The sequence below is a fragment of the Pseudomonas sp. COR18 genome, from assembly GCF_048568395.1.
GTDB classification, from domain to species: Bacteria; Pseudomonadota; Gammaproteobacteria; order Pseudomonadales; family Pseudomonadaceae; genus Aquipseudomonas; species Aquipseudomonas fuscovaginae_B.
Genome location: NZ_CP183808.1, coordinates 5,495,382 through 5,511,012, shown reverse-complemented (window position 1 = coordinate 5,511,012; position 15,631 = coordinate 5,495,382). Strand labels below are relative to the sequence as shown.

At 62.1% G+C, this 15,631-nt stretch carries 12 protein-coding genes and 1 pseudogene; 6 read left to right on the top strand and 7 right to left on the bottom strand.

Translation table 11 applies throughout. The annotated features are described in order from the left end of the window. The first annotated feature begins 190 nt into the window (after positions 1-190). Genes ACM62G_RS25200 through ACM62G_RS25190 form a run of 3 tightly spaced genes read left to right on the top strand, consistent with a single transcriptional unit; the run spans position 191 to position 5,979 of the window. Entirely contained in the window at positions 191-3,412 is a 3,222-nt protein-coding gene (locus ACM62G_RS25200) for an efflux RND transporter permease subunit (protein ID WP_419735862.1), read from the top strand. After that, the gene (locus ACM62G_RS25195) at positions 3,405-4,568 is read left to right on the top strand and encodes an efflux RND transporter periplasmic adaptor subunit (protein WP_419735861.1); all 1,164 of its coding nucleotides are present in this window, start codon (positions 3,405-3,407) and stop codon (positions 4,566-4,568) included. Before ACM62G_RS25200 ends, ACM62G_RS25195 begins: the two co-directional genes overlap by 8 nt. Then, complete coding sequence (locus ACM62G_RS25190) at positions 4,552-5,979, top strand: efflux transporter outer membrane subunit (protein WP_419735860.1); 1,428 nt, start codon at positions 4,552-4,554, stop codon at positions 5,977-5,979. The genes ACM62G_RS25195 and ACM62G_RS25190 overlap by 17 nt, the downstream gene beginning before the upstream one ends. Positions 5,980-6,150: 171 nt before the next feature. Here the strand turns inward: ACM62G_RS25190 and ACM62G_RS25185 are convergent, their stop codons facing one another. From ACM62G_RS25185 to ACM62G_RS25160, 6 genes and pseudogenes are all read right to left on the bottom strand, one after another. Then, positions 6,151-7,416 carry an ATP-grasp domain-containing protein gene (locus tag ACM62G_RS25185; protein ID WP_419735859.1) on the bottom strand — a complete coding sequence of 422 codons (1,266 nt, stop codon included), beginning with the start codon at positions 7,414-7,416 and terminating at the stop codon, positions 6,151-6,153. 3 nt (positions 7,417-7,419) lie between these two features. Then, the gene (locus ACM62G_RS25180; RefSeq protein WP_419735858.1) at positions 7,420-8,340 is read right to left on the bottom strand and encodes an EamA family transporter; all 921 of its coding nucleotides are present in this window, start codon (positions 8,338-8,340) and stop codon (positions 7,420-7,422) included. A 52-nt stretch (positions 8,341-8,392) separates the two neighbouring features. Continuing rightward, on the bottom strand, positions 8,393-8,956 hold the full coding sequence (locus ACM62G_RS25175) for a phosphoribosyltransferase family protein (protein ID WP_419735857.1): 564 nt from the start codon (positions 8,954-8,956) through the stop codon (positions 8,393-8,395). Continuing rightward, positions 8,956-9,903 (bottom strand): cysteine synthase family protein, encoded by a 948-nt coding sequence (locus tag ACM62G_RS25170; protein ID WP_419735856.1) that lies wholly within the window; start codon positions 9,901-9,903, stop codon positions 8,956-8,958. The genes ACM62G_RS25175 and ACM62G_RS25170 overlap by 1 nt, the downstream gene beginning before the upstream one ends. A gap of 473 nt (positions 9,904-10,376) precedes the next feature. Further along, positions 10,377-10,643, bottom strand: a pseudogene (locus ACM62G_RS25165) (M20/M25/M40 family metallo-hydrolase); the annotation flags it as partial. A gap of 247 nt (positions 10,644-10,890) precedes the next feature. Further along, positions 10,891-11,490 carry a flavin reductase family protein gene (locus tag ACM62G_RS25160; RefSeq protein WP_273825903.1) on the bottom strand — a complete coding sequence of 200 codons (600 nt, stop codon included), beginning with the start codon at positions 11,488-11,490 and terminating at the stop codon, positions 10,891-10,893. A gap of 156 nt (positions 11,491-11,646) precedes the next feature. Between ACM62G_RS25160 and ACM62G_RS25155 the strand changes: the two genes are divergently transcribed. From ACM62G_RS25155 to ACM62G_RS25145, 3 genes are all read left to right on the top strand, one after another. After that, complete coding sequence (locus ACM62G_RS25155) at positions 11,647-12,348, top strand: 2OG-Fe(II) oxygenase (protein ID WP_273825902.1); 702 nt, start codon at positions 11,647-11,649, stop codon at positions 12,346-12,348. A 94-nt stretch (positions 12,349-12,442) separates the two neighbouring features. Then, positions 12,443-13,522, top strand: a complete 1,080-nt coding sequence (gene ada, locus ACM62G_RS25150) for a bifunctional DNA-binding transcriptional regulator/O6-methylguanine-DNA methyltransferase Ada (protein ID WP_273825901.1) — start codon at positions 12,443-12,445, stop codon at positions 13,520-13,522. Positions 13,523-13,652: 130 nt separating this feature from the next. Beyond that, on the top strand, positions 13,653-14,582 hold the full coding sequence (locus ACM62G_RS25145; RefSeq protein WP_273825900.1) for an AEC family transporter: 930 nt from the start codon (positions 13,653-13,655) through the stop codon (positions 14,580-14,582). Between the two features lie 7 nt (positions 14,583-14,589). On the opposite strand, the gene ACM62G_RS25140 is transcribed toward ACM62G_RS25145, so the two are convergent. After that, positions 14,590-15,501, bottom strand: a complete 912-nt coding sequence (locus ACM62G_RS25140; RefSeq protein ID WP_419735855.1) for a LysR substrate-binding domain-containing protein — start codon at positions 15,499-15,501, stop codon at positions 14,590-14,592. Positions 15,502-15,631 lie beyond the last annotated feature (130 nt).

Sequence of the window (15,631 nt, the reverse complement as noted above, 5' to 3'; positions counted from 1 at the left end):
TTTCGGTAGACGGGATCGCCGTCGGATCGGCGCCAAGAGTGGCGAGATAGAGCGGTTTTCACAAATGAAGGGAAATGAAGGGAATTTAAGTCGTTACCTAAAAGATCCTTCATGTTGGTGAAAGCCAAACGTTAGGTTCCAGCGGCAAGACTGCCGGGGTTTGCAATTCCACTCCCCGGAGGTTCAAGGCATGCTCGGGCTGGTAAAGACCGCACTGCTCAAGCCGTACACGTTCATCGTGTTGGCGATTTTCATCTGCATCATCGGGCCGCTGGCGGCCCTGCGTACGCCCACTGACGTGTTTCCCGATATCGGCATCCCGGTGGTGGCGGTGGTCTGGCAGTACAACGGCCTGTCCCCCGACGACATGGCCGGCCGGGTGATCTATACCTACGAGCGCTCGCTGAGTACCACGGTCAACGACATCGAGCACATCGAGTCGCAATCGTTGCCCGGCATGGGCATCGTCAAGATCTTCTTCCAGCCCGGCGTCGATATCCGCACCGCCAACGCCCAGGTGACAGCGGTGTCGCAGACCGTACTGAAACAGATGCCGCCGGGCATCACTCCGCCGCTGATCCTCAACTACAACGCCTCGACAGTACCGATCCTGCAGATGGCATTCTCCAGCCCAACCCTGTCGGAAGCGAAAATCCGCGACCTGGTGCAGAACAACATCCGCCTGCCGTTGACCTCGGTACCCGGCCTGGCCCTGCCGACCCCGATGGGCGGCAAACAGCGCCAGATCACCCTCGACCTCGATCCCCAGGCGCTGGCCGCCAAGGGTCTGTCGGCCCAGGACGTCGGCAATGCGCTGGCGGCGCAGAACCAGATCATCCCGGTGGGGACCGCCAAGCTCGGCCCCTACGAATACACCGTGCTGCTCAACAACAGCCCGAAGGTGATCGACGAACTCAACGACCTGCCGATCAAGACCGTCGACGGTGCACTGATCACCATCGGCCAGGTGGCCCACGTACGTGACGGCTCGCCGCCACAGACCAACGTCGTGCGGGTCGACGGCCGGCGGGCGGTGCTGATGCCGGCGATGAAGAACGGCAACATCTCCACCCTGTCGATCGTCGACGGCATCCGCAGCATGCTGCCGCTGATCAACGAGACCCTGCCGCCAGAGTTGAAGACCTCGCTGCTGGGCGATGCCTCGGTGTTCGTGAAGGAATCGGTGGGCAGCGTGGCCCGTGAAGGGATCATCGCCGCCCTGCTGACCAGCGCGATGATCCTGCTGTTCCTCGGCAGCTGGCGCTCGACCCTGATCATCGCCGCCTCGATCCCGCTCGCGGTGCTCTCGGCCATCGCGCTGCTGGCGGCCACCGGCCAGACCCTCAACGTCATGACCCTCGGCGGGTTGGCGCTGGCGGTGGGGATCCTGGTGGACGATGCGACGGTGACCATCGAGAACATCAACTGGCACCTGGAACAGGGCAAGGCGGTGAAGACGGCGATTCTCGACGGCGCCAGACAGATCGTCGGCCCGGCGTTCGTCTCGCTGCTGTGTATCTGCATCGTGTTCGTGCCGATGTTCATGCTGCAGGGCATCGCCGGCTACCTGTTCCGGCCAATGGCCCTGGCGGTGATCTTCGCCATGGCCAGCTCGTTCATCCTGTCGCGGACCCTGGTGCCGACCCTGGCGATGTTCCTGCTCAAGCCCCACGTGCTCGAGGGCGGTCCCGGCCACCATCCGGAAGATGCGTTCATCAATCATCACGAAGGCGATCAGCACGGTCGCCAGCGCCATGCGCTGCTGCAGGGCCTGCTGAACTTCCAGCAGAGCTTCGAGCGCGGCTTCTCCGCCGTGCGCGACGTCTACCATGGTCTGCTGACCCTCGCCCTGGGTTGCCGCCGGCGCTTCCTGCTCGGTTTCCTCGGCTGCGTGCTGGCCTCCTTCGCCCTGCTGCCGAGTCTGGGCGAGGACTTCTTCCCGGCCACCGACGCCGGCGCCCTGGCCCTGCATGTGCGCCTGCCACTGGGCTCGCGGATCGAGGAAAGCGCCGCGGCCTTCGACCGTATCGAGGCACGGATTCGCGAGATCATTCCCGCCGAGGAGCTGGAAAACATCGTCGACAACATCGGCATCCCGCTGAGCGGCATCGACATGGCCTACAGCAGCAGCGGTACCATCGGCCCGCAGGACGGCGATATCCAGGTGACGCTCAAGCCCGGTCACAAGCCGACCGCCGACTACGTCAAGCAACTGCGCAGCGCCCTGCCGGAAAGCTTCCCCGGCAGCCAGTTCGCCTTCCTGCCCGCCGACATCAGCAGCCAGATCCTCAACTTCGGTGCCCCGGCGCCGCTGGACGTGAAGATCTCCGGCCGCAGTGCCGAGGAGAACCGCAAGTTCGCCGTGGAACTGCAGCGTCGCCTGCAACACGTGCCGGGCATCGCCGACCTGCGGATCCAGCAGTCCGAGGGGTATCCGTCGCTGCAGGTGAACGTCGACCGGATGCGCGCCAAGGGCCTGGGGATCACCGAACGTGACGTCACCAACAGCATGGTCGCCTCGCTGGCCGGCAGTTCCCAGGTGGCCCCGACCTTCTGGCTCAACCCGGCCAACGGCGTGTCCTATGGCGTGGTCGCGGCCACTCCGCAATACCGCCTCGACAGCCTGCCGGCACTGGAAGCCCTGCCGGTGACCGGCAGCAACGGCCAGTCGCAGATCCTCGGTGGCCTGGCGACCATCAACCGGGTCCCCAGCCCGGCGGTGGTGACCCACTACAACATCCAGCCGACCCTGGACCTCTACGCCAACGTCCAGGGCCGTGACCTGGGGGCGGTGGCCCATGACGTGCAGAAGATCCTCGACGATGCGGCATCGCTGCGGCCCAAGGGGGCGGTGGTGAGCCTGCACGGGCAGATCGACGCCCTGCATGAAGCCTTCAGCGGCCTGAGCTTCGGCCTGCTCGGCGCGGTGGTGCTGATCTACCTGCTGATCGTGGTCAACTTCCAGTCCTGGATCGACCCGTTCGTGATCATCACCGCCCTGCCCGCGGCCCTGGCCGGGATCGTCTGGATGCTGTTCCTCAGCGGCACCTCGCTGTCGGTGCCGGCGCTGACCGGTGCCATCCTGTGCATGGGCGTGGCCACCGCCAACTCGATTCTGGTGGTGAGCTTCTGCCGCGAACGCCTGGCCGAGCACGGCGATGCCCTCAAGGCCGCCCTGGAAGCCGGCTATACCCGTTTTCGCCCGGTCTGCATGACCGCCCTGGCGATGATCATCGGCATGCTGCCGCTGGCCCTCTCCCAGGAACAGAACGCCCCCCTCGGACGCGCCGTGATCGGCGGTCTGATCCTGGCGACCACTGCCACCCTGCTGTTCGTCCCCGTGGTGTTCAGCCTGGTGCATGGCCGTCAACAACCCCTTCGCGCCGTAGCTGGAGAAATGACTCATGACTGATCGCAAACCCTCGGGCAAACGCCTGCTCTACCTGGGCGTCGGCGGCCTGACCCTGGCAGCGCTGCTGGTGGCCAACGGGATTGCCGCGCGAACCCGCCACGAACGGGACGTGACCGCCTGGACCGAAGCCGCCGCCGTGCCAATGGTCAGCGTGTTCCAGCCAACGCAGAACGCTGCCGGCGACACCCTGCGCCTGCCGGCCCGCCTGGAGGCCTGGAGCAAGGCGCCGATCCATGCGCGGGTCAGCGGCTACCTCAAGGACTGGACCAGTGACATCGGCAGCCAGGTCCTGGCCGGCCAGGTCCTGGCCCGGATCGACAGCCCGGACCTCGACCAGCAGGTTGCCCAGGCTCATGCCCATATGCTGCAGGAACAGGCCAACGCGCGCCTGGCGCAGACCACCGCGACCCGCTGGAAGAACCTGGTGAGCACCCATTCGGTGTCACAACAGGAGGCCGATGAAAAGAGCTCCAACGCGGCGGCGGCACGGGCCAATGCCCAGGCCGCCGAGGCCGACTACGCACGGCTGGCGGCGCTGGAGGCCTACAAGACCATCCGCGCCCCGTTCAGCGGCACCATCACCGCCCGCAACACCGACATCGGCCAGTTGATCAAGGCCGACAGCGACAGCGATCCGGAACTGTTCGATATCGCCGATACCCACCAGTTGCGGCTGTATGTGCCAGTGCCGCAGAACTACGCCAGCGTCATTCGTCCCGGCCTGCAGGTGCGGTTGAGCGTGCCGGAACACCCCGGCAAGACCTTCAGCGCACGCCTGGTGGGCAATTCGACAGCCGTGGATGCGCGCTCCGGCACCCTGCTGGCGCAGTTCGTCGCCGACAACCCGGACAACGCCCTGCTGCCGGGCGACTACGCCGAGGCGACTCTCCCGGTGCCGGCCGATACCCACGGCGTGAGCATTCCCGCCAGCGCCCTGATCTTCCGCGCCAAGGGCACCCAGGTGGCGGTGCTCGATGCGCAGAAACACGTGCACCTGCGCGATATCCATATCGGCCTGGACCTGGGTGAACGCCTGGTCATCGACCAGGGCCTGAAGCCCGCCGACACCGTGATCGACAACCCGCCGGACGCCTTGCGCGAAGGTGACCTAGTGAAACTCGCCGACGCCGGAGGACAGCATGCCCGCAAAGCTTAAACTCGGCGCCTGGCTGCTATTGATCGCCGGCCTGCAAGGCTGCTCGCTGGCCCCGACCTACAAGGTGCCGCAGATCAACCTGCCGGAGCAGTACCGCGAACAGACCAGCGACGGCCCCTGGCACCTGGCCAGGCCTGGCGACCCGTTGTCCAGCCAGTGGTGGCTGCTGTTCCAGGACGAGCACCTGAACGACCTGCAACAGCGCCTGCTCACGGCCAACCCGGACCTGGCGGCGGCCCTGGCCCACTATGACGGTGCCCAGGCCTACGCCAGCCAGTTGCATGCCGGGTTGTTCCCGCAGATCAGCGCGAGTGCCCAGCCCGAACGCCAGCGGCAATCGGACAACCGCCCACTGCGCGGCAGCACCCAGCCTTCGGTGTACAACAGCAACACCGCCGGTTTCGCGCTGAACTTCGACCTCGACCTGTGGGGCCGTATCCGCAACCAGGTCGCCGCCGGCGACGCCCAGGCCCAGGCTTCGGCCGACGACCTGGCGGTGGCACGGCTGAGCCTGCAGCAACAACTGGCAAGCCTATACATCCAGCTCAATGGCCTGGATGCCCAGAGCCGGATTCTCTCCAGTTCGCTGGACGACTACAGCCAGGCGTTGCAACTGACCCGTGATCGCTACGAAGGCAAGATCGCTTCGGAACTCGACCTGACCCGTGCCCAGAGCCAGCTGGCCGAAGCCGAGGCGCAACTGGACGAAGTCCGTGGGCAACGCAACCTGGCCGAGCATGCGATCGCCGAACTGGTCGGGGAGTCGGCGAGCAACTTCCAGCTGGCCGCGACGCCGCAGATCCTGGCGATTCCCCAAGTGCCAGGCGCCTTGCCGAGCAACCTGCTGCAACGTCGTGCCGACATCGCCGCCGCCGAACGCCGGGTGTTCGCCGCCAATGCCGGGATCGGCGTGGCCAAGGCCGCCTGGTACCCCGACTTCAGCCTGACCGGCCTGGTCGGCGGCCAGACCCAGGGCGTCGGTAACCTGCTGTCGGCGGGTAACCGTTACTGGGCGCTGGGGCCGTTGGTCAACCTGCCGATCTTCGATGGTGGGCGGATCAGTGCCCAGGAGCAGCAGGCCAAGGCCGAGTTCGAGGAAGCGTCCGCCCAGTACCGCAGCCATGTATTGCGGGCGGTGCGGGAGGTCGAGGACAACCTGGCGCAACTGCGCGACCTGCAGCAGGAAGCCCGGGACGAACAGGCTGCGGTGAATGCCGCGCAGCACACCCAGACCCTGGCGATGAACAGCTACCAGGCTGGCGCGGTGAACTACCTGGATGTGGTCACCGCGCAGACCGCCGCCCTGCAGGCGCAACGACAGTTGCAGGCCCTGCAGACCCGGCAGTTGCAGGCCAGTGTCGGGCTGATGGTGGCGTTGGGTGGGGGCTGGAGCCCGCAAGGCCAGGGCTGACGCTGGAAGCAGGCTCGCGGATGTAAACCAGATCACTGCCCAACATCGCACTTGCTGGCGACAGCGGTATGTCAGTTAGCGCAGATGTCGACTGACAGTAAGCTATCGCCAGCAAGCCGACGCCCACAGGAGATTGTGCTATTGCTGGCAACCGGGAGGGCGGCGACTCTCTCAGATCCCCCCTCCAAGAAGAGGCCTCAAGTAAATACCCGCCTCCTCCAACACCCGAATTCTGAAGTAATCCGCCCTGATCACCTCAGGATCCGGATGAACCAGATAAACAGTCCCCGGCTGACTGAAAACATCCCGGGTGGTCGCTACCGGCTGGCCATCTTCCAAATAAAAGACAGCCTCGAAAAATGACTCAAGGGAACGCAGTTCTTTCATGAACTCATCCCGATAAAAGCGCCCCTGCAAACGATTGATCAGACTGACGTTGTAGGTATTTTGCAAAAGCCGGTAACTCGTCCGCGCAACCAACAGCCTCTCGAACTCTGCCGGCTTGGCGATGGACAGCGCAGTCGCCTCGATCTGCCCCAGTCCGGTCGTCTGTTCAGAGACCCCGGGCCTGAGAATACCGTCGGTTCGCGCAGCGATCTCCACCAGTTTCGGGCCTGTACCGGTGAGCATCACTTCGGCATGGCTGGGACCATTCTCGATCCCCAGGCAATGCACTACATCTCGTGTATAACCCACCAATACCTGAAAAGCAGGGTCGTCAGGCGCCACCAGTTCATCGATGTCATAAATGACGGAACCGCAGCCCAGCCGTTGCTTGCGGTATCTCACCACTTCCGTCACCAACTGCCGCCCACGCAGGGAAACCATGTTGACGACATACTCGACTCCCACCAGGTACTCCTGAATCAACACCTGAACATTGTCCGAGTTGAGCCTGTTTCGCTTACCCAGCAGGGACCTGAAGGCCACCTCGCAAGCTTCCAGGTCATTGCAGACAGCAACACCGTCGGCACCGGCACTCTCGAGCGGTTTGATCACGACAGGAAATCGACCATTCCCCCTGATCCAGTCGCCAGCGGCCACCCAGGAATCAACGACGCACTGTTGTGCCGCCGCTAACCCTGCCTGAGCAACACAACGGATCATTTCGTACTTGTTCCTGCGAGCCTTGGTCCTGTCAAACCGATTGCGGTAAGGCAGGTCCAGGCGCTCATTCAACAGGTCGGCCAGCAGGACGCCGCTCTCGGCCCCCGCGATGATGAATTGCGGGGCGAAGCCTTCAACCCATGCAACCGTAGCTTCAATATCCCGGTTCACCAGGAGGTCTTCATAGAGCGAGCCATCGAAACCGGCATAGTAGTAACTGTCCAGCGCTGCCGAGGACGCCAAATGTCGCAGCACACAGGCGCTTTCCTTGAGCCTCCTCGCCAGGTGCTTGCCGGAGGAAAACCCATCCACCATCACGACCCTGTCCATTGCTCACCTCGCTTTTTTCATACGGGTATGGATGTCCACCACTCCCCGCCCGCACAACAGAACAACGATGATGCCGATGGCAAGCACACTGGCGATCGAGAACTCCACCCGTGAGTCCAGGTACTGAAACAGCAGGACAAACACCGGCAGCGCCAGCAACACCAGCGACACATGCAGCGGGCTCAAGTGATAGATGGTTTTCTGGATGAGATAGATCGGCAGCAGATGCCCTACGAAGACCAGCAGAGCCATTGCCCAGAACCATTCACGACCGATGGAAAAGCCATCCCCGGTCACCGCTATGAAAAAGGCGCAGAGGATGACCATCGCGACGTTTCTGACCGCAAGAATCTCGTAGGTCGCCCAGGCGGCAGCAAACAGCCGCTTGGAAAAAACGGTGTACAGGACGGTGCCCAAGGCACAGGTAACGACAGCAAGAATGCCCAGAATCCGTTGCTCGACCGAGGTATGCACCACCCCACTGTTCCCCGAAAACGAGTTGAACAGCATGATCCCCACCGATACGAGCACCAGATAGGAAACCAGCGTATCTACCAGGCTGGCCCGGGTGCTCTTTTTATCGAAGGCGCTAACCACCAGTGTAATGGCCGGGCCACAGGCAACCGAAGCCACACCGACAACGGCCGGCTCCAGGTATCGAAGTGCATAGAACAGGCCACCCCAATTGAGCAGCACGGAGCCATTCACCAACGCGACCAGCATCAAGTCCTTCTTAAACTTGATAACCAGCGAAGCCCCACCCGTGTAGAGTGCATAGATCAGAAAGGCAACCGCAGAAACACTGAAACAGTAGAAGATGACCACCAATGTGCTGATGGTCTGGGTAATGAATGCGACGTACACGTCAAACGCGGCACTTACCGCGCAGAACAACAGGCCCAGAGCTACTCCATACCTTTTCAAGGTGGCAATTCCTCTACTTTACCCATATCAAGACATATTCACCGCCCCAACTCTAACCGACTACCCGGACGGCATCCGGCCCAACGATGATCTTCATTATTGTCTTCACATGGATCCCGGTTGCCCTCAAGACATTGTCTACCCCATTACAACCAAGCTTCTCCACTGCACAGATAACATCAACCACTTCGCCACCGCCACACCGGACCGCCTCAATCAATGCGATGACTGCACCACCTGTGCTGAGAGTATCATCCACTATCACGACCCGATCACCAGGGTTGATCCCATTAAGATAAAGCTGCCCCTCAAAATACTCAGAGCTTATGCTCACAACCCTTTCGTTCAGTTCTCCGAGGCTATAGGGGTACCATCTCGCCATAGCCATGGGTATACCACTTAACAGCGAAACGGCAGTGGCAAGAGGCGCTCCTTTATCTTCCTCGGTCACAATCTTGCTCGCACCAAGATCCATTTTTCTTATCAATGCCTGTGCAACCTCGATAAGAACCTCGGGACGTAGAGCCGGAAGCTGGTCAGTAAACTCATTGACTGTTGTCAGTGCACGACCTGAATGAACAACTCTGGCAGCTCTATAGACTTCTTCAAGCAGCATCACGCCTCCTGATACTCCGGATAGATTCCATCCCAGCGACTTTCGTACTTCCATGAACTATCAAAAAACAATGTCACTATATTCTTATTGGAAACCTGACGACCTATCTCCTCACAAATCAGTAGATTCGATCCGCAGGTAGGTCCAATCTGCAGGCCTGACTCCAGGATAAATTGCTTCATCCGTCCCCAGGATGCGGCTCCATTGGCCAGACGCACTTCATCAACAAGCCCGGAAATTGTGTTTTCAGACAATACTCCAGCTCCCAACCCCATAAGATTGTGGGGCCGATGCCTGAAGCTCAGACAGTTTCTCGAAGCATAAAGAGGAGCAGAACTTTCAACCTCTATACCGATGGTACGAATTGCCGGGTACTCTCGTTTCAGCACCTCGGCAATACCTGAAAAGGTACCGCCGGTACCTATGGCACAAATGAAGAAGTCAGGAACGATAGCCTGCGCCTTCAATGACAAGAGTATTTCTTCGCCACAACCGAACCATGCCTCCCTGTTCAGCAGGTTGCTCGCCTGATCCAGAAAATAGATATTCCCGCTCTTGTCGTCAGCCAAATACGCCCTTGCCCTACTGACCGAGCCTGATAGAAATTCCTCCTTGGGTGTCTCAACTATTTCTGCACCAAAGGATATGATCTGCTCCTTACGCTCCTGAGTCATGCCCTCAGGCATGAATATCTTTATCTGGTAACCTTTTTCCCTACCTATCCACGCCAGCGCTGCTCCACCGTTCCCAGTAGAGCAATCTACAAGGGTCATTCCAGGCTTTATAAAGCCTGATACCTCAAGCCCACTGACGAGATTCAAGTAGGTTCTGTCCTTATGACTCCCCGTTGGATTCATGAACTCACATTTTGAGAAGAAACGATTACCATTCCCGGCGAGAGTCGAGATTTCCAAGAATGGTGTATTTCCAATATCACTCAACTTCATTCAGGCATCCTTTCTTATAATTATCGAGTCGGGGCCTCTCCAGAAAGCTTCGACCCTCAGGAACCCTATTGAATCATTAGAAAGCAAACGACATATACACCTTGCCATAGGCAACGAGGGTCGCGCTCATAAAATCAGCAAAGAAATTTCCGAAAAACTTGTATGAAATATAAACATACAAGCACCCATTCTTGAAAACCTCCGAAAGATTAATATCGGCACTGGCTTGATCGTAATAGATATCGAGGCAACAACAGGCAGCGAGTGAAATAAAAGCTCTATGAATGCGACGACCTATGCCGAGAGGAGGATTATGTCGTCCTGCTGGAGCAACAGTTGCAAGCCTGTGTCGGGTTGATGGTGGCCTTCGGAGGCTGGGGCCACAAGATAAGGACTGACCGCGGGGCCCCTGATAACGCTAAACCTGCCGGCTCCCACAAGGTGCGGGCCCACTAAAGATTGGCGTTCGGCCTTCAGGCGGCGAGCCTGCCCTTGGCGATTGCCTCGGAGGCCGCCAGATCCTGGGGATCGGCTTTCTCGATTTCGTTATGGCTGATCCCGCCTTCGCACGGCACGAAGATCATCCCCGCCGGGCCGAGTTCGGCCAGGAAGATCGCGTCATGCCCCGCACCGCTGACAATGTCCATGTGCGACAAGCCAAGCCCCGCGGCCGCACTGCGTACCGCCTCGACACAGCCGTGGTCGAAATACAGCGGCGGGAAATCCGCGGTAGGGGTTAGGCAAGGCAAAAACCGGCGAGGAACGCCCGGGGTCGCGCCCGACTTGACTGGTTGTCAATGAGCATTCCGAGCCGGTTTTTAACGCCGCATAACCAAGTTTCAAGCGATTTCGTACATAGCCTAACCGAACGCGGGCCGGCATAGCCTCTGGCGTTCCCAAGACTAACACCCGTTCCGAGCCCACGGTATAGCGCGCCAGGGCAACGGCCGATGGGGCATTCCATCGGTGTCGGCCTGTGGATCTGATTTACAGCTTCAACACCTGGCCGTCCACGGCGTCGCCAATCGTGAGGAAATGCCCGCCGGCGACATGGTGCAAGGTGCGCAGCGAGTCGTGTCCTTCAAAGTGCCAACGCCCGTCACTGAACACCCGCGAATCGGCCTGGGCGGCGATCACCTCGCCCAGGAACAGGTCGTAATGCTCCTGGTTGTGCGGCTCCGGCAACAGGCGGCATTCGAGCCAGGCGACACAGCCTTCCACCAGCGGTGCGTCGAGATGCTCGCCCTTGAAGGTCTCCAGGCCATAGGCATCGAACTTGTCGCGACTGTGGCTCTGGCCCAGTTCCAGGCCGGAGGTGGTACCCACGGTTTGCACGATGTCCGCCTGGGCGACGCAGGGCACGTGCAGCACGAAGCTGCCCGAGGCTTCCAGCAGGCGCCGGGTCCAGGTCGACTTGTCGAGCACCACCGCCACCTTGGGCGGCTCGAAATCCAGCGGCATGGCCCAGGCCGCGGCCATGATATTGCGCTGCCCATCGTGTGCCGCACTGACCAGTACGGTGGGCCCGTGGTTGAGCAGGCGGTAGGCTTTGGACAGGGGCACGGCAAGGCGGTGGGCGGCGGACATCGGGGAAAATCCTGACAGGGCAAAGATAAATATCCTAGGGGAGCGCGTAGGAGAAACCCAGCCCCGTCCCGGTAATTCAAGCGCAAGAGTCGGAGTGTGGCGCCACGGTCAGCGCAGCAGACTGTTGGCCTGAACACAGCTCAAGGCCCTCATATCATGCACACCCTGATACACGCACTCGACTGGCAGGCGATCGGCCAGGACCTCGACCGGCAGGGCAATGCCCTGCTCCCAGGCCTGCTGAGCCCCGAACAGTGCCGGGAGCTGGTCGCCCTGTATCCGCAACAGACCGCGTTTCGCTCGCGGGTGGTCATGGCCCGCCACGGTTTCGGCCAGGGCGAATACCAGTACTTCAACTACCCGCTGCCAGCCCTGGTGCACCAATTGCGCACGGCGCTCTACCCGCCCCTGGCCCTGATCGCCAACGACTGGAACCGCCGCCTGCAACTGAACGATGTCTACCCGATCACCCACCAGGCCCTGCTGCAGCGTTGCCATGCCGCCGGCCAGCAGCGCCCGACGCCGTTGCTGCTGCAATACGGCGCCGGCGACTACAACTGCCTGCATCAGGACCTGTACGGCGAACAGGTGTTTCCCCTGCAGGTTGCCATCCTGCTGTCCAGGCCCGGGCGGGATTTCACCGGCGGCGAATTCGTCCTCACCGAACAACGTCCGCGCATGCAGAGTCGCCCCCAGGTGGCCGCGCTGCAACAGGGTGACGGACTGATCTTCGCGGTGGCGCAGCGGCCGGTGGAAGGCACTCGCGGCTGCTACCGGGTGAACATGCGCCATGGCGTCAGCCGCGTACACTCGGGCCGCCGGCACACCCTGGGGATCATCTTTCACGACGCCACCTGAACAGGCAGTAGAATTCAACCGCAAGACTCGGGGTTCCCCGTTTTGGCCAGCGCCGCAGACTGAGCGAAACCGGCTTATCCGACAGGAGAACAGCATGAACACTTCGACCCAGGTCGCTTCACGCCAGGCCAGCACCGTGGAAAACGACCCACGCTGGCAGGCAGTCCTGAACCGCGACGCCAGCGCCGACGGCGACTTCGTCTACGGCGTGCGGACCACCGGCGTGTATTGCCGCCCCAGCAGCAGCGCAAGGCGCCCACGGCCGGAGAATGTCGAGTTCTTCGACAGCGCCGAACAGGCCGAGGCCGCCGGTTACCGACCCAGCCGCCGGGCTGCCGCCGACCAGACCGCCAGCCACCAGCAGCAGGTGGCCCTGGTCACCCGTGCCTGCCAATTGATCGAGGCATCGGACAGCCTGCCCTCGCTCAACCCCCTGGCCGAGCAGTTGGGACTGAGCCCGTTCCACTTCCACCGGGTGTTCAAGGCCCATACCGGCCTGACACCCAAGGCCTACGCCGCCGCCCACCGGGCCGGCAGGCTGCGGGCACAGTTGGCCCGTGGCAGCTCGGTCACCGATGCGCTCTACGGTGCCGGCTTCAATGCCAGCAGCCGCTTCTACGCAGCCAGCGACGCGGTGCTGGGCATGAAACCGTCCGACTACCGGGCCGGTGGCAGCAATACCGAAATCCGCTTTGCCATCGCCCAGTGTTCCCTGGGGGCGATCCTGGTGGCACAGAGCGAGCGCGGGGTCTGTGCCATCCTCCTGGGCGACGATCCAGAGGCACTGGCGCGGGACCTGCAGGACAAGTTCCCACGGGCCCACTTCATCGGTGGCGATGCCGACTTCGAGCAATTGGTGGCCAAGGTGGTGGGCTTTGTCGAAGCCCCGGCGATTGGTCTCGACCTGCCACTGGACCTGCGCGGCACGGCCTTCCAGGAACGGGTCTGGCAGGCGCTGCGCACGATTCCGGTGGGCAGCACCGCCAGCTATGCCGAGATCGCGAAAATGATCGGCGCGCCAAAGTCCTTCCGTGCCGTGGCCCAGGCCTGCGGGGCCAACAGCCTGGCGGTGGCGATTCCCTGCCATCGGGTGGTGCGCAGCGATGGCGACCTGTCCGGTTATCGCTGGGGCGTGGAGCGCAAGCGGCAGTTGCTCGACCGCGAGGCGCAATGATGGTCCGTGGGTCGCGCCGCGGCTGCCGGCACGACCCACGGACCATCACCGGCAAAGAAGAATTGCAAGCTAACGATCTCCCCCCTTACCCTTCCCCACCCATCCGCGCATGCCCAAGGCTTCAGCTTCGATGTCCTCCGTATTGAGTGTCCTGCTGCCCATCTTCGCCCTGATCCTGGTCGGCTTCATCTGCCGTCGCACCCACCGCCTGGGGCCCAACGCGGCCTCGGAGATCAATCGCATGGTGGTCTGGCTGTGCCTGCCGGCGTTGCTGTTCAAGGCCACGGCGACAGCAACCTGGGAGCAGATCTGGCATCCCGGCTTCGTGCTGGCGTTCACTCTGAGCACCCTGGCGATCTTCGCCCTGACCCTGCTGCTGCGTTGGCGCAAGGCCGGGCATTTCGCCGATGCCAGCATCGATGCCCTGAGCGCGTCCTATGCCAACACCGGCTACATCGGCATTCCGCTGTGCGTGATGGTGCTCGGCCAGAACGGCCTGGAACCGGCGCTGATCGCTTCGCTGCTGGTGGTCTGCGTGCTGTTCGGCCTGGCGCTGGTGTGTATCGAGATCGGCTTGCAGGCCGAGCGCCAGGTGCACCGGATCGTCTTCAAGGTGCTGCTGGCCCTGGCGAAAAATCCGCTGGTGGTGTCGCCGCTGCTCGGTGCCCTCTGGGCCTGGGGTGGCGCCCCGCTGCCGGCACCGGCGGAGAAGTTTCTCAGCCTGCTCGGCGCGGCGACCATCCCCTGCGCGCTGATTTCCCTCGGACTGTTCCTGGCGCATAAGCAACAGGGTCCGCGCCAGGGCGTGACGTTGCTGGTGCTGCTCAAGCTGGTGGCACACCCGCTGCTGACCTGGTTCCTGGCGTTCAGGGTGTTTCATCTGCCGCCGCTGTGGGCCCACTCGGCACTGCTGCTCAGTGCCCTGCCCACCGGCACCGGGCCGTTCATGCTGGCCGAGTACTACAAGCGTGAAGCCTCGCTGGTGTCGAGCACGATCCTGGTCTCGACCCTGGGCTCGCTGGTGACCCTGTCGATCTGCCTGTACCTGATCGGCAACTGAGGCGCGCTCAGGCAGGCCGGCGCTCGGCCTCCAGCGACTTCCACAACTCGCGCATGGTCGGGTTGGCATTGGCCACCGAGCAGTAGGAACGGATTTCCAGATCGGCACTCCAGTGCGCGCTACCGGCCCGGACCAGCGTGCCCTTGTGCAATTCATCCTGCACCGCGCTTTCGGGGAGCCAGGTAATGCCATACCCCTCCTGGGCCATCTTCATCAGCAGCATGGCCATGTCGGCCTCGTAGCAACGATCCAGCTCGCAGGGGCTTTCGGCATTTTTCAGGATCACCTCAACCACCCGCCCCAGGAAGGTGGTCGCGGTGTAGGCCAGGTACGGCAGCGGTGCCTGCTTTTTCCCGGGCAGGGCATACAGCGGCCTGCCGCGTTTGTCCGGTGCCGAGACCGGGATCAGTGAATCATGCCCGAGAGTGAGGCTGATGAACTTCTCCGAGTCGAGCAGGATCGGCGCCTGGGGATGGTGATAGCCGATCATCAGATCGCAACCGCCCTCGGCCAGGGCGATGACCGCATCATGGATATTGGCGGCCACCACCCGCGCGTTGAAACCGGCATTGCCACGCTGGAAGCGCATCAGCCACTTGGGCAGGAAGGTCATGGACAGGCTGTGCCCGGCGGTCACCTGGATCGAACGCCCGGGCATCCGGTCGCCCCGGCGCAGGGTCGCGCGCAGCTCCTGCAGGTCGGCAAGGGTTTCCCTGCCCTGTTCGCAGAAGGTCCGTCCGGCGGCCGTCAGTTGCACCGGGTAGGTGCCGCGGTCCACCAGTTCCACGCCGACCCACTCCTCCAACGAACGAATCCGTCGCGACAGCGCGGACTGGGTAATGCAGCGCACCTCCGCCGCGCGGGAGAAGTTCTTCAGTTCGGCAACCGCCAGGATGTCGTCTATCCACTTGATCTGCATGGTGATTCCCACTGCTGAGGAGGGCTGGGCGTGAGCAGCCGCCAGTGTCGGGCAATCACCGTCGGCAAACTATTCCGATTACGCATCAGTGTATGGCATTTACTCATCATCGAGCCCTTTCCCCAGCCAT